The sequence below is a fragment of the Kouleothrix sp. genome (genome assembly GCF_046328425.1).
GTDB lineage: Bacteria > Chloroflexota > Chloroflexia > Chloroflexales > Roseiflexaceae > Kouleothrix.
In genome coordinates, this window is record NZ_JAXLWP010000023.1 from 1 (window position 1) to 16370 (window position 16370).

Here is a 16370-nt window from a genome sequence, read left to right on the forward strand (position 1 = left end):
TGTGGCTTGGCGCGCCGCCCGCGCTAGGGCTGCCGGCGCTGCTGGCGGGCGCGGCGCTGGCGTCGGCCGCGCTGCGGCACATGCCGACGCCGGCGGGCGCGGCGCTGGCCTGGCCCGCCGGCCGTATCCCCAGCCAGGTGTGGCTGCTGGCTGGCGCGACATTGGCGGCGCTGGCGCTGCGGCTCTACCGGCTGAACAACCTGCCGATCGCGGTGTGGCGCGACGAGGTATACCACGGCCTGCTGGCGCAGCGCATCTGGCGCGACCCAACCTTTCGCCCAGTGTACGTGGCCGATGTCGACCTGCCGGCGCTGCTGTTCTACCTGCAGTCGCCGTTTGTCGGGCTGTTCGGCGGCGACCTGTGGACGCTGCGCGTGGCGCCGGCGCTGGCGGGCGCGCTGACGCCGCTGGCCGCGTGGTTCGCGCTGCGGCCAATCCTCGGCGCGCGCCCGGCGCTGATCGCGGCCTGGGGCATGGCGCTGGCTGCCTGGGGCCTGTACATGAGCCGCTGGGGCTTCCCGGTGATCTTCGACCCGCTGCTGACGTTGCTGGCAGTAGGCTGCGTCTGGCGCGGCCTCGGGCCGGCGGCGCCGCCCTGGCGCGCGGCGGGGCTGATGGCGCTCGGCGGGCTGTGCGCCGGCCTGGCGGTGTACACCTACCACACCGGCCGCGCCGAGCCGCTTGCGGTGGCGGCGCTGGCGCTTGCGCGGCTGTGGCGCCGGCCGCTGCGCCCCCGGCTGGCGCCGCTCGCGGCCGGCGCGCTGGCGTTTGGCCTGGCGCTGGCACCGCTGGCAAGCTATGCGCTGACACACCCGCAGGAGTTCAACAAGCGTGTGAATAGCGTCGGCATTTTTGGCGCGCCGGGCCAGCCCGCGATACCGCCGCTGCTGCCGCTTGAGCAGAACGCCGCGCGCTACGCGCTGATGTGGCACGTGGCGGGCGACCAGAACCCGCGCCACTATGCGCCAGGCCGCCCGGTGCTCGACCCGCTGGCCGGCCTGGCCGCGCTGCTGGGCCTCGGGCTGGCGTGGCGTTCGCGCCGGCCGGCCGCGCTGGCGCTGCTGGCGTGGCTGGCGATCGGCCTGCTGCCAGGAATATTCAGCGACGCCGCGCCGCACGCAATGCGCTCGATCGGCGCGTTCGCGCCGGCCGCCGCGCTGGCGGGGCTGGGCCTCGATGCGCTGCTGGGCGTGGCCGCCACGCGCTGGCGCTGGCTCGCCCCGGCGCTGGCCGGCGTGGCGCTGGCCGGCGTGGCGGCCTGGAACGCACAGCTGTACTTCCGCACTACCAGCGACCAGCAGGTGATGTTCAACCTGTTTGAGACGACTGTGACATTGCTGGCGCGTGGCGCGCGCGCAGCGGCAACCACCGCCACGCCCAGCGGAGCGCACTACCAGGCCTACCTGTGGGACACCAACACTGCCGGCAAGGTCGCGCCGTTTCTGATCGGCGACGCGCCGGTGGGCCACTTCGACGGCCAGCGGCTGAGCCCGCCGCCTGGCCCGCGCGCGCTGCTGCTACTGGCCGGCGACACCCCGCCCGATGTCGTGGCGCGCGCCGTGCAGGCGCTTGGCCCCGGCGCGCGGCTGCTGCGCACCGGCCCCACCCGGCCCTACACCAGCTACCCGATCTATGCCGTGTACGGCGCCGGCCCCGAGGCCCAGTGGCTCGCCGACCACCTGCCGCTGCTGTAAGGGCGGCTGCATTGCGCCGTTGATCGGCTGCATTGCGCCGTTGATCGGCTACTTTGCGCCGTTGATCGGCTGCTTTGGGCTGTTGATCGGCTGCATTGCGCCGTTGATCGGCTGCATTGCGCCGTTGATCGGCTGCATTGCGCCGTTGATCGGCTGCTTTGCGCCGTTGATCAGCTGCATTGCGCCGTTGATCGGCTGCATTGCGCCGTTGATCGGCTGCATTGCGCCGTTGATCGGCTGCATTGCGCCATTGATCGGCTGCGCAGCATCGCTGCATACCACACCTGCCCAAGCCCAAAGGCAGCAGCGCGACCGATCGCCCTGTGCATCAGGTGCCGCGAGCGTGGCACCGGAACACACCACCATACCGACGATCGCGCGCACGAAGAGGGCGGAGTGCCTGCACTTGTTCTCGGAATGTTTACCGTATCGGTGTGTCGCCAGGAATGGCCAACTCCGGAGCCGGTGGCAGCTCAATTTGCTCATAGACATCTGCAAGCTCAAGCGTTGCACTCAGCGATGCTATCGCCAGGCTGCTGCCAAGGCCAAACACTTCAGTTAGCATCCATTGATTTGGCTCGTGACGGGTGTAGCATTCAAGGTGCGCGGCATCTTGAGCGATCAGAAGATAGTCCTGGAGCGACGTGATCGTGCGATAATTTTGAAACTTGAAGCCACGATCATAGCGTTCGGTTGAAGGAGAGAGTATCTCGATTATGACAGTGGGATTGATCAACGTATCACGTTTGATGGGATCGGTAAATTGGGATGATCCACATACGATCGTGAGGTCAGGATAGGTGTTCAGCCCGGTCTGCAATACTTTGAGGCGCATGTCGCTAGGATAGATGCGACAGGAACGCCCGCGCAGCTGCCGGTGGAGGGTGGCGGTTATGTTACTCGCGATCAGGTTATGCGCTTCACTTGCCCCAGTCATTGCAAAGATTTCACCAGCAAAATATTCATGCTTGGTTGTACTGGCGCGCTCGCGTTCGAGGTAATCGGCTTCGGTGATATACGGCTTTGGTGGTGCGCTCATACCACGACCCTGGTGCCTTTGTGAAGATTGCTTGCAGATCATAGCAGGTCTATGAGAGATGGGCAAGCCATGATCGAACACAGGCAGGCTTGTGGAACGTCGGCCCCACTCATCTCTACCATATTTCTACCTTTCGGCTTGTAAAAAAACCCGGCATGCTCCGTTTACTGTAACAAAGCAGCGCCCAACCAGCTACCACGGTGAAACGGGAGGCCGACATGCCAAAGCGACTGATCATCTGCGCGGATGGTACCTGGAACACCGAAGGCGAGATCAAAGACGGCCGGCCGGCCGACACAAATGTCGCCAAGCTTGCGCAGGCAATCTGCGCGCGCGATGCCTCGGGCGACCGGCAGATGGTCTACTACCAGCCTGGCGTGGGCACCAGCGGCGCGGCCGACCGCGTGCTTGGCGGCGTGGGCGGGTATGGCATCTCGCGCAACATCTGCGCGGGCTACCGCTTCCTGGTGAACAACTACGAAGATGGCGACGAGATCTTTCTGTTCGGCTTCAGCCGCGGCGCCTACACCGTGCGCAGCCTGGCCGGGCTCATCCGCAACTGCGGCCTGCTGCACGAGTACCACGGCAACCAGCTGCAGCGCGCCTACGCGCTGTACCGCGACCGCAGCGACGACACGCATCCGAGCAGCAAGCGCGCCCGCGCCTTCCGCCAGCGCTACTCGCGCCAGGTCGAGATCAAGTGCCTGGGCGTGTGGGATACCGTCGGCTCGCTGGGCATCCCCGACGCGCTGCTGGGCGCGCGGCTCAACCCGCTGCTGCGCCGCGAGATCGAGTTCCACGACGTGACGCTGAGCAGCTGGGTGAAGCACGCGTTTCACGCAATCGCGATCGACGAGTGCCGCAAAGCGTTTACTCCGACGCTGTGGAACGCGCAGGGCCTTGCCGGCCAGGTGCTTGAGCAGGTGTGGTTCCCAGGAGTTCACGCCGACGTCGGCGGCGGCTATGCCAACACCAGCCTCTCGGATATCGCCCTGCGCTGGATGGTGCGCCGCGCCGCCGGCTGCGGCCTGGTGGTGGACGAGGCAAAGCTGCGGCTGGCGCCGCACCCCAGCGGGCCGATGCACAACTCGCTCACCTGGATGTTCCGCCCGTTTGGCGCGCAGCGCCGCCGCATCCTCTGCGACGCCAAGCACTTCGCGCCCGAGCCGCCCGACCCGCACAGGGTGATCGACACGAGCGCGTTTGAGCGCCTGAGCGACAATGCAACCGGCTACTACCCGAGCAATGTGCTTGAGTTCATGGAAGCGCACCTGCCGTTCAACGCCGCCGAAGAAGCCACGCCTGTGCCGCGCCGGCGCCTGCCGCCACGGCGGCCACAGGCGCCCGCATGGCCGCAGTAGGCGCTACTTCTTAAGGTTGTCGGGCACGCCGTTCGGAAACTCTTTGTTGATCTCGGCCTGGATCTGCTCGATCCGGCGCTCGGGGCTTGGGTGCGTGCTGAAAAACTCCGGCGGCTGCTGGCCGTTGCTGGCCTGCTCGAGCTTCTGCATCACCGACACCATCGCGCGCGGGTCGTAGCCGGCCTGCGCCATGTAGTGCACGCCCTGGTTGTCGGCTTCCAGCTCGTCCTCGCGGCCATAGCGCATATCGATCATCTGCCCGATCAGCTGGGCCACCTGCGCGCTGTTTGCGCTAGCCGGGTTGTTCGGGTCGTATGCCGCCATCACCGCCGCGCCCGACAGGCCATTGGCCAGCTCCGCGCGCGCGGCCTGCTCGGCCGAGTGGCGGCCGACCACGTGGAAGATCTCGTGCGAGAGCACCCCCGCCAGCTCGCCATCGGTCGCGAGCAGCTTCATCAGCGCCTCGGTGATGAACACCTGGCCGCCCGGCAGCGCGAACGCATTTACCGTCTGCTGGTCGCCGAGCACGTGAAACTCGAACTGGTAGGGCGACTTGCCGGCGTCGGAGGCCTTGACGAGCGCGTCGCCAAGGCTGGCGACTCTGGCCTGAAGCTCCTGGCTCTGCGACAGCCCGCCGAACTGCTGCTCCATCTCGGGCGCGGCCTGCTTGCCCAGCGCGATCTCCTGCTCGGCAGTCATCGAGAGATGCTGCTTCTCCTGCGTCACCGGGTTGATCTGGGTTGCCCCGAAGTAGCCGACAAGCGCGACAATCGCGACAAACGCGGCGATGATTAGGCGGCCGCTGCCGCCGCCGATGCCGCGCCCACGTGTAGTTGTAGCCATTTCTCCCTCCTGAAGTTGCAGGGGCGCGCTGCCGCGCCCGTACCAATGCCAAGCCGAAATGTTCCTGAGATGAAGCGTTGCTGCCGAATCGCAATGCAGGTTTTGTGCCAATGCTCAATTGCGCCGGCACTGCTTCGCGGCTATACTGCGGTGAGGGCATGGCAAGGCACAGGGCGCCAGCATTATGACTTACGAACTTGCGTGATTCGGCTTTCTCAAAATACAAGATTGAGCCTGCGGCAGCAGGGTACGTGTTGATTTTCTGTGTGCGGTTTTTGCGCGGAGCGCGAAAAACCGCACACGATACGGAGCATAGTACCGCTCTGCCGAAGGCTGAACATGCCAACCGCGTAAATCCCAGATATAATAAAGCTCGGCCGCACGCGTGTTCGACCTGAGATCGGGAGCCCATGGAGACACACGATATCCTACGCGTCTTGCGGGCGCGCTACGGCGGGGCCGAGGCCAGCGATGTGCTGATCCAGTTTGCGCGGATCGAGCTCGAGCGCCCCGACGCGCTGGCCTGGATGCAGAACGGCAAGTTCTTCGAGGTATACGGCGACCCGGCGCGGCTGCTCGGCCGCCTGCTCGACCTGCGCGTGGCCGAGAAGCCGCTCATGACCAGCCGCGCGGGCCAGCCGGTGATGCTCGCGATGACCGGCATCACCATCGGCAGCGAGCGCGAGCACCTTGCGCGGCTGCTGCGTATGGGCTACCGCGTCGCGATCGGCCGCGAGGTGCAGGGCGAGCGCGAAGGCGCGCTCAAGGCGCGCCAGCTTGCCGAGGTGATCACCCCCGGCGCGCTGTTCGACGAAGACCTGCTCGACGACGACCGCCGGCTGCTGGCTGCCGTCGAGCTTGGGGAGCAGCGCGCCGGCCTGGTGCTGGCCGATGTCTCGACCGGCGCGCTCTGGAGCCAGGAGTGGGCCGGCGCCGACGCCCACGACCGCCTGATCGACGAGCTGGCGCGCACCACGCCGGCCGAGCTGCTATGCAGCATCGACCTGCCGCGCGAGCAGCGCCAGCGGCTCGGCCAGGCCAGCGGGGTCACGCGGCTTGAGGGCGAGCGGGCGCAGCGCCACCGCGCGCTATGCGACGAGCTGGGCCTGGCCAATAGCTACCATGTCGGCCGCCTCTCGCCGCTGCCCGGCTGGTGGTTCGGCGCCGCCGCCTGCCAGGAGGCGCTGCTCGATCACTTTCACACCGCCGACCTGCGGCCGTTCGAGCTGGCCGAGCGGCCCTACGCCATGCGCGCCGCCGGGGCGCTGATCCGCTACCTGCGCTGGAACCGCTGCCCGGCGCTCGCGCGGCTGCAGACCGTGCGCAGCCTGGGTGGGGCAAACCTCCTGCAGATCGACGCCACCACCCGGCGAACGCTCGACATCTTCGCCGGCGCCGACGGCACGCCCTACGGCTCGCTGCTGGCGGTGCTCGACCAGACGCGCACGCCCATGGGCGCACGCCTGCTGAAAGGCTGGCTCGGCCAGGGGCTGCGCGACGCAGCCAGCCTGAACGCGCGCTACGACGCGGTGCAGGCCGGCGCCGAGAACCTGCTCGACCGCGAGCATATTCGCGCCGAGCTTCGCCGCACCGGCGACCTTGAGCGTGTAGTCAACCGCCTGCTGGTTGGCCCCGAGCGCGCCACGCCGCGCGACATGGCGCGCCTGCGCGATGCGCTGGCTGCCGCAGGCGCGATCGCCGCCCCGCTCGGGCAGCTCGGCGGCCTGGGCATCGCCGCCTACGACCCCGCGCCCGCCACGGCGGCACTGCTGGCGCGCGCGCTCGCCGCCGCGCCGCGCACCAGCCTGGCGCCGCGCCCCGACGCCGAGACGGGCGAGCTGCTCGCGGCAGGCTGGGATGCCGAGCTCGACGCGCTGCTGCGGCGCGAGCAGCAGACCCTCGCCGAGGTCGAGCGGCTGGTTGTGACGCTGTCGCTCACCACTGGCATCAGGTCGCTCCAGCAGCGCCGCGACAGCCGCAGCGGGCAGATCGTGCTGGCGCTGGCATCAGCCGACGCGCGCAGGGTTCCGGCCGACTGGAGCCGCGCCGCGCGCGGCAAAGACCAGTACATCACCAGCCAGCTGGTAGAGCTTTCCGAAGCGCTGAGCGAGGCCGAAGCGCAGCGCGCCGACGCCGAGCGCGCGGCCTGGCGGCGGCTGTGGGAGCAGGTAGCCGCCGCCGGGCCGCAGCTCATCCGGCTGGCCGGCGACCTGGCGCGGATCGACGTGCTGACGACGCTGGCCCACGTGGCGGTGCGCGAGGGCTGGGTGCGCCCGCAGATCGTGGGCGAGCGCGCGCTCTCGATCGTCGGCGGCCGGCACCCGGTGGTCTGCCGCGCGGTCGAGGGCTACATCCCGGCGACGGTGCGGCTCGACGAAGGCACCCGGCTGATCGTGCTGACCGGCCCGAACATGTCGGGCAAGAGCACGCTGATGCGCATGGTGGCGCTGTGCGTGGTGCTGGCGCAGATGGGCTCGTTTGTGCCGGCCGAGGCCATGACCTTCGGGCTGTGCGACCGGATCTTCACGCGCATCGGCGCGGCCGACGACATCGCCAGCGGCCGCAGCACGTTTCTGGTGGAGATGACCGAGGTGGCGACGATTGTGCACCAGGCCAGCGCCGACAGCCTGGTGGTGCTCGACGAGGTCGGGCGCGGCACGGCCACCTACGACGGGATGGCGCTGGCCGAGGCGATCGTCGAGCACCTGCACAGCGCCACGCGCTGCCGCGGCGTGTTCGCCACCCACTACCACCACCTGGTGGCGCTGATCGGGCACCTGCCGGGGCTGGCGTGCTTTCAGATGGGCGTGCGGCGCGAGGGCGAGCAGCTGATCTTTTTGCACACGCTCGAGCCGGGCGTGGCCGAGGGCTCGTTCGGCATCGCCGTGGCGCGCATGGCCGGGCTGCCCACGCCGATCCTCGAGCGCGCCCAGGCACGGCTCGCCGCGCTCGAGGCCGAAAGCCGCTGGCAGCCGCTGCCCGAGCCGGATTAAAATGCTGTGAGGTTTGTATGAGCGAGTACCAATACTACGAGTTTCTGGCGCTCGACCGGCCGCTGCGGCCCGAGGAGATCGCCGAGGTGCGCAAGCTGTCGAGCCGGGTTCAGCCGACGCCAACGCAGGCGGTGTTCACCTACTCGTTCGGCGACTTCCGGGGCGACCCGCTGAAGGTTCTGGCCAAGTACTACGACGTGCTCTTCTACATCGCCAACTGGGGCACGAAGCAGCTCGCGTTCCGCTTCCCGAAGGCGGCGATCGACCAGGCAGCGCTGCAGCCGTACCTCTACGGTGTCGAGGAGATCGAGCTGACCACGGCAGGCGAGTACGTCATTCTGAACATCGCCTTCCAAGAGGAAGAGGGTCGCGGCTGGATCGAGGGCGAGAGGATGATGGCCGGGCTCGCGCCGCTGCGCGACGACATCCTGCGCGGCGACATGCGCGCGCTGTACCTGGCCTGGCTGGCCTCGGCCGGGTATGGCGGCGCCAGCTCGGGCGAGTGGGACGACGACGAAGAGCGCGACGAAGAGGGCGATCCGGTTGAGCCGCCGGTGCCGCCTGGGCTTGGCGAGCTCACGGCGCCGCTGCGCACGTTTATCGAGCTTTTCGTGATCGACCAGGACCTGGTTGAGGCGGCGGCGCAGGCCAGCCCGCCGCTGAAGGCCACCAAAGAGCCGATCGAGCAGTGGGTGCCGCTGCTGCCGGAGGCCGAGCGCCATGCGTTTCTGGTGCAAGCGGCGCGCGGCGAGGCGATCGGCGCCACGCTGCTGCGGCGGCTGCGCGAGGTCGGGGGCGCGCCGCGCCCGAATGCCGCGACCGCGCCGAGGCGCACGTTTGCGCAGATCGCGCAAGCATCCGAGGAAGTACGCCGCCGGCGCAAGCAGCGCGAGCAGCAGGAGGCCGAGCGGGCGCGGCTGGCAAAGCTCGAGGCGCTGGCCAAGCGCGAGGAGCATATCTGGGCGCAGATCCCAGGGCTGCTGGCGCTACGCACGGCGCAGGGCTACGGCGAGGCGGTGGAGCAGCTTGCCGACCTGCGCGACCTGGCCGTCCATCGCCAGCAGCGCGCCGAGTTCGACACCCGGCTGCAAGGCGTGCTGGCGCCCTACGCTTCCTCGGCGGCGCTGCTGCGGCGGCTGCGCGAGAAGAAGCTGGTGGGGTAGCAGCCGCAAGGCAAAGCAGGCTAGCTACGGGTGCGCGGCGTGCTCTAGCCGCGCTGCGTCCGGTACGGCCCGAGGTAGCGCTGCACCAGCGCCAGGCCGAACTGGTTCTGCAGGGTAGTGCGCGCGCCCTCGGCAGTGGCGTCGAGCGCGCGGCCGATCTGCTTGCAGATCGCGTCGGCCAAAAACTGCGGCAGCGGCTCCTGCACCGCGCTGAGGCGCAGCGCGCCGCGGAAAGTCGCCAGCGCCGCGCCCAGCGGCTCGCGCGCGATCAGCGCGGCCGGCAGCTCAAGCCGGTACGCCGGGCCTTCGGCGTCGGGGCGGTAGTAGGTGATGTACAGCTGGCCGTAGCCCTGCTCAATCGCCGCGCGGCGCTCGGCGAAGTCGGGCAGGCCCGGCGAGCGGTAGCCGGTGAGCAGGTGTGGCCGATCCTGGCGGATCAGCGGCGCGGGCAGCGAGTGCTCGCCCGCATCGAGCACCGTGCTCCACAGCGTGCGGTCGGTGACGGTGCCGGAGAGGTGCGGCGCGAGCTGGGCCACGTCGTCGGCGGCGGTGGCCTGCTTGGGGTGGGCGATCACGCGCCGGCAATCGAGCACCAGCCGCCAGTCTTCGTCGGCGAAGAAACGCTCGATCAGCGCGGCGAACGGCGCCCACCAGGCCGCCGGGCGGGGCGAGCGCGCGTCCTGTGCGTAGCGCACCAGCAGGCGGTTGATCTCGAGCAGCGCCGAGTAGAACGAGCCGTCGAGGATGAACAGGCCGCTGGAAGTGGCGCGGATGCGCCGCGCCAGCAGGTGGATCTCGAGCATAGTGCGCAGGCCGCCGAGGATCGCCTCGAGCTCCTCGATCGGCGGCAGCAGCTGCACCAGCACGTCCTGGTCGGTCAGCGCATCCTCTTCGACGGCCACGGCGGCGATGGCCGCGAAGGTGGCGCCGGCCGCCGGCACGGTGGCGTGGGCTCCGTCGACGGCGCACAGGCGCCGGGTGGGGCCGTCGGGCGCGGGGCGGATGCGCCGCGCCAGCGCCGCGCGCAGGCGGTCGCGGTCGCCGTCGAGGCGCGTGAGCGTATCGCGGCAGGCATCGGCGCAGGCGCCGAGGGCCGCGATCACGGCGGCCGGCACGGCGGCCGGGCCAAGCGCGTTTGCAGATGTTGTCTTGTCGCCGGTGGCTGCCATAGGTGCTCGCTGCGCTGGCGCTGTGTCTGCGGGTAGTATAGCACGGGTGTGCAAGCGCCTTCGGGGCCTGCGCGGTATTTGTCATCGGTTAAGGATTTGTGCAATCTGTCAAGCTGGGTTATTCTCTCGTTATGCCAAGTCCAAAACACAACCGGCGCCCTCGCGCCTCCTTCAATGCCGACCATCGCCGTCGCACTCATGTTCCTGCTCCCTGCGATGCAGAGATCGAACGCCGTCTGGACGACTTTGTCAAGCCGGCCGTCTTCGCCGAACTCGAGTACTATCGTCAGCTCGGTCTGCGCAACCGCATCCTCACTCTCCCGGTGATGCTCTCGCTCGTCCTGGCCTTGATCTGGCGTCGTATCCCGGGCGTGTGCGCGCTCCAGCGCACCCTCGCCCGCGAACGGCTCTTCTGGGCTGCGCCGCAGAACGTCTCGCAGTCCGCGCTCTCCGACCGCTTCCTCGATTTTCCTGCCGTGCTGTTTGAGCGCGTGCTGTATCGCGTCCTCGCCCGCCTGCCTGAGCGCTTCCGCTCCCGCTCCCGCCCGCTCCCGCCGCTGCTCACGCCCGTCGCCGCGCGCTTCGCTGGCCTCTACGCACTGGATGCGACCACACTTGAGCCGCTCTTCCGCAAGCTCGATGCACTCCAGGAACAGACCTGCACCCAGCTTGCTGGTCACGTCAGCGTGGTCGTCGACCTGCTGACCCACCTGCCGGTCACACTCTTCTGGAACGCCGAGCCGCACACCAATGAGAAAGCCATGGCTAGGCAGGTGCTTGCCTGGCTACCGCACGCCAGTCTGCTGGTGTTTGACCTCGGCTACTTCGCGTAGTGGCTGTTTGATGCGCTGAGCGCCCAGCAGAGCTTCTTTGTCACACGTCTGCGCGACCAAGCCAGCTATTCGGTCACCACGCGGCTGTGTACTCGCGCCAAGGTACGCGACCAGATCATCCAGCTCGGGCTGCACAAAGAGCCGTGTACACACGCGCTGCGGCTGATCGAGGTGTGTGTGAACGGACGCTGGCAGCGGTATCTGACGAATGTGCTTGACCCGAAGCAGCTCAGTATCGTGGAGGTGGTGGCGCTCTACGACGCGCGCTGGAAGATTGAGACGACGTTTTTGCTGGTCAAGCGGCTGCTGGATCTGTCGTATGTGTGGGTGGGCAGCCAAAATGGGATCTGGTTGCAAGTGGTTGCGACGTTTTTGATGTACGCGGTGCTGATCGACTTGTGCGATGATGTGGCAGAGGCGCTGGGGATGCGGCTGGAACAGATCTCGGTCGAGATGGTGTATCGCGGGCTGTACCACTATGTCGTGGCGGTGGCACAGGGCGACTACGCAGGCGATGCGCCAAGCTACTTGGCGCGAGATGCGAAAGAGTTAGGTATACGCAAACGTGAACGACCAGCAAAAGGGCCAAGCGCGCTTGAGCAGATCCGTTTGGCCCTGGTCGCTCCACCGCTTCCTGATGCCAGCTTGACAGGTACGGGCATACCTTAACCGATGACAAATACCTGCGCGGCCCCGCGCCCCAGACGCCTTCGGGGCTGCGCCCCGTGCCCCGCGCAAAGGGCGGGCAGCCGCCCTGCATCTTCTGACGGGGCTTCGCCCCAGGCCCCATAATGAATGCCGGTGCGTGTGCCACGCCGGTGGCGGATGCCTCGTGGCGCGGGTACGGGTGATGGTTTGCCCTTGAGGCATGAGCATACGGCGTTGATGTTGGCACGGCCTTTCCCGTAGGGCGCGCATCGTGCGCGCCTTCTCCCTCTCGGGCTGCGCGCCCCGTGCCCTGCTCTGCGCCTGAGGGCTGGGGCTGCGCGCCCCCGTGCCCGCTCTGCGCCTGAGGACATCGCGGCTGCGCGCCCCGTGCCCTGCTCTGCTCCTGAGGACATTCGGGGCTGCGCGCCCCGTGCCCCGCTCTGCGCCTGAGGGCTTTCGGGGCTGCGCCCGTACCCCGCGCAAAGGGCGGGCAGCCGCCCCTTGCATCCCCTGCGGGGCTTCGCCCCAGGCCCCATAATGAATGCCGGTGCGTGTGCGACGCTGGTGGCGTATGCCTCGTGGCGCGGGTACGGGTGATGGTTTGCCCTTGAGGCATGAGCGTCTGACTTTGCCGCTGGCACGGCCTTTCCGTAGGCGCGCATTGTGCGCGCCTTCTCCCTCCCGGGCTGCGCGCCCCCGTGACCTGCTCTGCGCCTGAGGGCTTCGGGGGCTGCGCCCCGTGCCCCGCTCTGCACCTGAGGGCTTTGGGGCTGCGCCCCCGTACCCCGCGCAAAGGGCGGCAGCCGCCCCGCATCCCTGATGGGCTTCGCCCCAGGCCCCATAATGAATGCCGGTGCGTGTGCCACGCCGGTGGAGGATGCCTCGTGGCGCGGGTACGGGTGATGGTTTGCCCTTGAGGCATGAGCATACGGCGTTGATGTTGGCACGGCCTTTCCCGTAGGGCGCGCATCGTGCGCGCCTTCTCCCTCTCGGGCTGCGCGCCCCGTGCCCTGCTCTGCGCCTGAGGGCTTTCGGGGGCTGCGCGCCCCGTGCCCCGCTCTGCGCCTGAGGACATTCGTGGGCTGCGCGCCCCGTGCCCTGCTCTGCTCCTGAGGACATTCGGGGGCTGCGCGCTCCCGTGCCCCGCTCTGCGCCTGAGGGCTTTCGGGGGCTGCGCCCCCGTACCCCGCGCAAAGGGCGGGCAGCCGCCCCTTGCATCCCCCTGCTGGGGCTTCGCCCCAGGCCCCATAATGAATGCCGGTGCGTGTGCGACGCTGGTGGTGCATGCCTCGTGGCGCGGGTACGGGTGATGGTTGGCCCTTGGGCATAGGCGCAGGCCGAGGTCTCCGCTCCCCCGCTCTCCACTCTCCGCTCCCTCGCTCCAACGCTCCAACGCTTACTCGTTATGCTCATACAGCGCCACCAGCGCCGCGCCGATGGCCTGCGACAGATCGCCGAGCGTAGCCGCCACGATCTCGATGCGCTCGCGCTGGGCCGGCCAGAGGTACGGCGCGGCGGTCTCGCGCACGATGCGCAAATAGCGCTCGCGAAACGCGTCGGTGGTGGCGGCGGTATCCATCAGGCCGCCGCCGATCACCACGAACTGCGGGTCGAGCGCCATCGCCAGGTTGGCAACGTGCAGCCCCAGCGCGCGCGCCTGGAAGTCGAACAGCTCGACCGCCAGCGCGTCGCCCTGCTGCGCCAGGCCGCGCAGGCTGAGCGCGCGCTCCTTGGGGCCGAGCGGCGAGGCGGCCAGCGGGTGATCGGGGTAGTGCTTCAGCCTCTCGGCCAGCAGGTAGGGCAGGCCCGCCAGCGCGGTGTACATCTCGATGCAGCCCCAGCTGCGGCCGCAGCCGCACGGGTAGGCCTCGGCGCCGAGCAGGTGCAGCGGCGCCGGCATGTGGCTGGCCTCCATCCCCGCCAAGGTGTCGCCGTCGAGCGGCAGGCCGTTGCCGTCGATATAGGCGCAGCCAAGGCCCGAGCCGGGCGCCAGCATCACCACGCTGCCCTTGCCGCTGCCGCGCACGCGCTGGGCTTCGGCCACGCCGCCCATGTTGCCGTCGTTGCCGACGAACAGCGCGACCGGGCGCCCGGCCTGCGCCGCGAGCGCGCGGTGGTACGCGGTGTACACGTCGAAGCCGACAAAGCTCTCGGGCAGGTTCGGCCCGCGCTCGAGCACGCCGTAGCTGCGGCGCGGCCCTGGGATCGCCACCCCCACCCCCTGCACCTGCGCCCACGTCAGCTGGTTTTGCTCGAGGTATGCGCCGATGGCCGCGACCCAGCCGTTGACTACGGCCTCGGGCCCGAGGTGCGCGTTGGTCGGCCGCTGCAGCAGGTCGGTCGCTACGGCGGTGCCGTCCTCCCACACGCCGCCGATCTTCGAGGTGGTGGCGCCGCCGTCGGTGCCGATGTAGACCGATCGCGCTATGCTCATGAAACTCTCCTGGCTTTCTACACCGCGTGCTTGACAGTTCTGGGGGCGATTCTGCGCATAGTATACGTCCGACCGCATATTTCTACAATCGTGCGCCGGGCAAGGGCTTTAGCCCGATCGCGGCGCAGTTTATGCTGTGTAGCCCCGCTAATACCGGCTTGCTAAGAACAGGCTACCACAGGTTCGATCCGAGTTTTAAGGACGAAAGACGGAAGACGAAACAGCGCCGTCTTCCGTCTTTCGTCAAACCCGGTTCAGATGCGTGATAGCCTGCGCTAAGGACGAATACCATGGCAAAAACCGCCGCCGACCTGCTGGTCGAGCGCTTGATCGACTGGGGTGTCGACACGATCTTTGGCCTGCCCGGCGATGGCATCAACGGCATCTTCGAGGCGCTGCGCACCAACCAGGCCAAGATCCGCTTCATCCAGGTGCGCCACGAGGAGGCCGCCGCCTTCGCGGCCTGCGGCTACGCCAAGTTCACCGGCCGGCCGGGCGTATGCCTGGCCACCTCCGGCCCCGGCGGCATCCACCTGCTCAACGGCCTGTACGACGCCAAGATGGACGGTGCGCCGGTGCTGGCGATCACCGGCCACACCTTTCACGACCTGATCGGCACGCGCTACCAGCAGGATGTCGACCTCGACAAGCTGTTCATGGACGTGGCCGCCTACAACCAGCGCGTCAGCGGGCCGGCGCACGTGGTCGGCGCGCTCGACGAGGCGATGAAAACCGCGCTGAGCCGGCGCACCGTCGCGCACCTCACGATCCCCAAGGACATCCAGAGCTGGCCAGCGACGGGCGGCGAGCGCTCGAGCGCGAATATTCCCGGCCACAGCGGCGACATCTTCGCCGCCGCGCACCCGCTGCCGCCCGCCGAGCAGATCGAGCGCGCGGCCGAGCTGATCAACCGCGGCCGGCGCGTGGCGATCCTGGCCGGGCGCGGCGCGCTCGGCTGCCGCGACGAGCTGGTGATGCTGGCCGAAAAGGCGGCCGGGCCGATCGTCAAGGCGCTGCTCGGCAAGGGCGCGGTGCCCGACGGCGCGCCCTACACCACCGGCGGCATCGGGCTGCTTGGCACCGCGCCCTCGCAAGACGCGCTGCGCGAGTGCGACACGCTGGTGATCGTCGGGTCGAGCTTCCCGTACCTCGAGTTCTACCCCAAGCCCGGCCAGGCGCGCTGCGTGCAGATCGACATCGACCCGACCCGCGTGGGCCAGCGCTACCCCGCCGAGGTTGGCCTGGTGGGCGAGGCGCGCGCGGTGCTGCAGGCGCTGCTGCCGCAGATCGCGCGCAAAGACGACCGGCGCTTTCTCGAAATCGCCCAGCAGCGCATGAAAAGCTGGAACGCGCTGCTCGAGGAGCGCGGCACGCGCGCCGACATGCCCATGAAGCCGCAGGCGCTGGTGCACAGCCTGAACGCGCTGCTCGACGACGACGCGATCATCTGCTGCGACACCGGCACGCTCACCACCTGGGCCGCGCGCTACATCCAGATGCGCGGCCGCATGCAGTTCGCGGCCTCGGGCACGCTGGCGAGCATGGCCAACGGCCTGCCCTACGCGATCGGCGCGGCGGCGGCGTACCCCGGCCGCCAGGTGGTGGCGATTGTCGGCGACGGCGGCTTCACCATGCTGATGGGCGAGCTGGCGACGCTGGTGAAGTACCGCATGCCGGTGACGATCGTGATCGTCAAGAACAACTCGCTCGGCCAGATCAAGTGGGAGCAGATCGTGCTTGAGGGCAACCCCGAGTTTGGCGTCGAGCTGCACCCGATCGATTTCGCGGCCTACGCGCGCGCGGTTGGCGCGGCCGGCTTCACGGTCGAGCAGCCCGCGCAGGCCGAGGCGACGCTGCGCGCGGCGCTGGCCGAGCCCGGCCCCTCGGTGGTGCAGGCGGTTGTCGACCCGAACGAGCCGCCGATGCCCGGCCACATCAGCACCGAGCAGGCGATCAAGTTCGCCGAGGCGCTGGCGAGGGGCCAGCGCAAGCGCTTCAGCATTATCAAGACGGTGCTCGAAGACAAGGTGCGCGAGGTGGTGTAGGCGCAAAGCTCTGCCGCAGCGCTGGGTAGCTGCTTCGACGTGTGCAGTTTCCGCGTGGAGCGCGGAAACTGCACACAGAAGATGAACAGGTACCATGCTGCCACAGGCTCAATCTCGCCGCTTGAGGAAGCCGAAACACGCAAGTGCG

Annotated in this window: 12 protein-coding genes; 7 read left to right on the forward strand and 5 right to left on the reverse strand. The window is 68.7% G+C overall.

Annotated elements, in window-relative coordinates:
- The coding region (locus U0177_RS20080) for an ArnT family glycosyltransferase (protein WP_409572447.1) at window positions 1-1694 on the forward strand (1694 nt) is incomplete at its 5' end.
- A 48-nt stretch (window positions 1695-1742) separates the two neighbouring features.
- Here U0177_RS20080 and U0177_RS20085 read toward each other — a convergent pair.
- On the reverse strand, window positions 1743-1937 hold the full coding sequence (locus U0177_RS20085; protein WP_409572448.1) for a hypothetical protein: 195 nt from the start codon (window positions 1935-1937) through the stop codon (window positions 1743-1745).
- Between the two features lie 178 nt (window positions 1938-2115).
- Window positions 2116-2733 carry a Uma2 family endonuclease gene (locus U0177_RS20090; RefSeq protein WP_409572449.1) on the reverse strand — a complete coding sequence of 206 codons (618 nt, stop codon included), beginning with the start codon at window positions 2731-2733 and terminating at the stop codon, window positions 2116-2118.
- A 218-nt stretch (window positions 2734-2951) separates the two neighbouring features.
- On the opposite strand from U0177_RS20090, the gene U0177_RS20095 reads away from it, so the two are divergent.
- Window positions 2952-4094, forward strand: a complete 1143-nt coding sequence (locus U0177_RS20095) for a DUF2235 domain-containing protein (protein ID WP_409572450.1) — start codon at window positions 2952-2954, stop codon at window positions 4092-4094.
- Window positions 4095-4097: 3 nt separating this feature from the next.
- Here U0177_RS20095 and U0177_RS20100 read toward each other — a convergent pair whose 3' ends face one another.
- A complete protein-coding gene (locus U0177_RS20100) occupies window positions 4098-4937 on the reverse strand; it encodes a M48 family metalloprotease (protein WP_409572451.1) in 840 nt (279 codons plus the stop codon).
- Between the two features lie 410 nt (window positions 4938-5347).
- Here U0177_RS20100 and mutS point away from each other — a divergent pair, with 410 nt between their 5' ends.
- Both mutS and U0177_RS20110 read left to right on the forward strand, forming a co-directional pair.
- Window positions 5348-7930 (forward strand): DNA mismatch repair protein MutS, encoded by a 2583-nt coding sequence (mutS, locus tag U0177_RS20105; RefSeq protein WP_409572452.1) that lies wholly within the window; start codon window positions 5348-5350, stop codon window positions 7928-7930.
- A gap of 17 nt (window positions 7931-7947) precedes the next feature.
- Window positions 7948-9093, forward strand: a complete 1146-nt coding sequence (locus U0177_RS20110; protein WP_409572453.1) for a hypothetical protein — start codon at window positions 7948-7950, stop codon at window positions 9091-9093.
- A gap of 44 nt (window positions 9094-9137) precedes the next feature.
- On the opposite strand, the gene U0177_RS20115 is transcribed toward U0177_RS20110, so the two are convergent.
- Window positions 9138-10262, reverse strand: a complete 1125-nt coding sequence (locus U0177_RS20115; RefSeq protein WP_409572454.1) for a DNA double-strand break repair nuclease NurA — start codon at window positions 10260-10262, stop codon at window positions 9138-9140.
- Window positions 10263-10360: 98 nt separating this feature from the next.
- On the opposite strand from U0177_RS20115, the gene U0177_RS20120 reads away from it, so the two are divergent.
- Entirely contained in the window at window positions 10361-11095 is a 735-nt protein-coding gene (locus U0177_RS20120) for a hypothetical protein (RefSeq protein ID WP_409572455.1), read from the forward strand.
- A 177-nt stretch (window positions 11096-11272) separates the two neighbouring features.
- Complete coding sequence (locus U0177_RS20125; RefSeq protein WP_409572456.1) at window positions 11273-11764, forward strand: hypothetical protein; 492 nt, start codon at window positions 11273-11275, stop codon at window positions 11762-11764.
- Window positions 11765-13139: 1375 nt separating this feature from the next.
- Here U0177_RS20125 and U0177_RS20130 read toward each other — a convergent pair.
- Window positions 13140-14177, reverse strand: a complete 1038-nt coding sequence (locus tag U0177_RS20130) for an ROK family protein (protein ID WP_409572457.1) — start codon at window positions 14175-14177, stop codon at window positions 13140-13142.
- Between the two features lie 290 nt (window positions 14178-14467).
- Between U0177_RS20130 and U0177_RS20135 the strand changes: the two genes are divergently transcribed.
- On the forward strand, window positions 14468-16222 hold the full coding sequence (locus tag U0177_RS20135) for a thiamine pyrophosphate-dependent enzyme (RefSeq protein WP_409572458.1): 1755 nt from the start codon (window positions 14468-14470) through the stop codon (window positions 16220-16222).
- Window positions 16223-16370: the final 148 nt, after the last annotated feature.

Bases quoted from the DNA above. Each gene is read 5' to 3' on its own strand.
- U0177_RS20085 (WP_409572448.1), bottom strand. From the start codon at position 1,937: ATGCAGCCGATCAACGGCGCAATGCAGCCGATCAACGGCGCAATGCAG.
- U0177_RS20090 (WP_409572449.1), bottom strand. From the start codon at position 2,733: ATGAGCGCACCACCAAAGCCGTATATCACCGAAGCCGATTACCTCGAA.
- U0177_RS20095 (WP_409572450.1), top strand. From the start codon at position 2,952: ATGCCAAAGCGACTGATCATCTGCGCGGATGGTACCTGGAACACCGAA.
- U0177_RS20100 (WP_409572451.1), bottom strand. From the start codon at position 4,937: ATGGCTACAACTACACGTGGGCGCGGCATCGGCGGCGGCAGCGGCCGC.
- mutS (WP_409572452.1), top strand. From the start codon at position 5,348: ATGGAGACACACGATATCCTACGCGTCTTGCGGGCGCGCTACGGCGGG.
- U0177_RS20110 (WP_409572453.1), top strand. From the start codon at position 7,948: ATGAGCGAGTACCAATACTACGAGTTTCTGGCGCTCGACCGGCCGCTG.
- U0177_RS20115 (WP_409572454.1), bottom strand. From the start codon at position 10,262: ATGGCAGCCACCGGCGACAAGACAACATCTGCAAACGCGCTTGGCCCG.
- U0177_RS20130 (WP_409572457.1), bottom strand. From the start codon at position 14,177: ATGAGCATAGCGCGATCGGTCTACATCGGCACCGACGGCGGCGCCACC.
- U0177_RS20135 (WP_409572458.1), top strand. From the start codon at position 14,468: ATGGCAAAAACCGCCGCCGACCTGCTGGTCGAGCGCTTGATCGACTGG.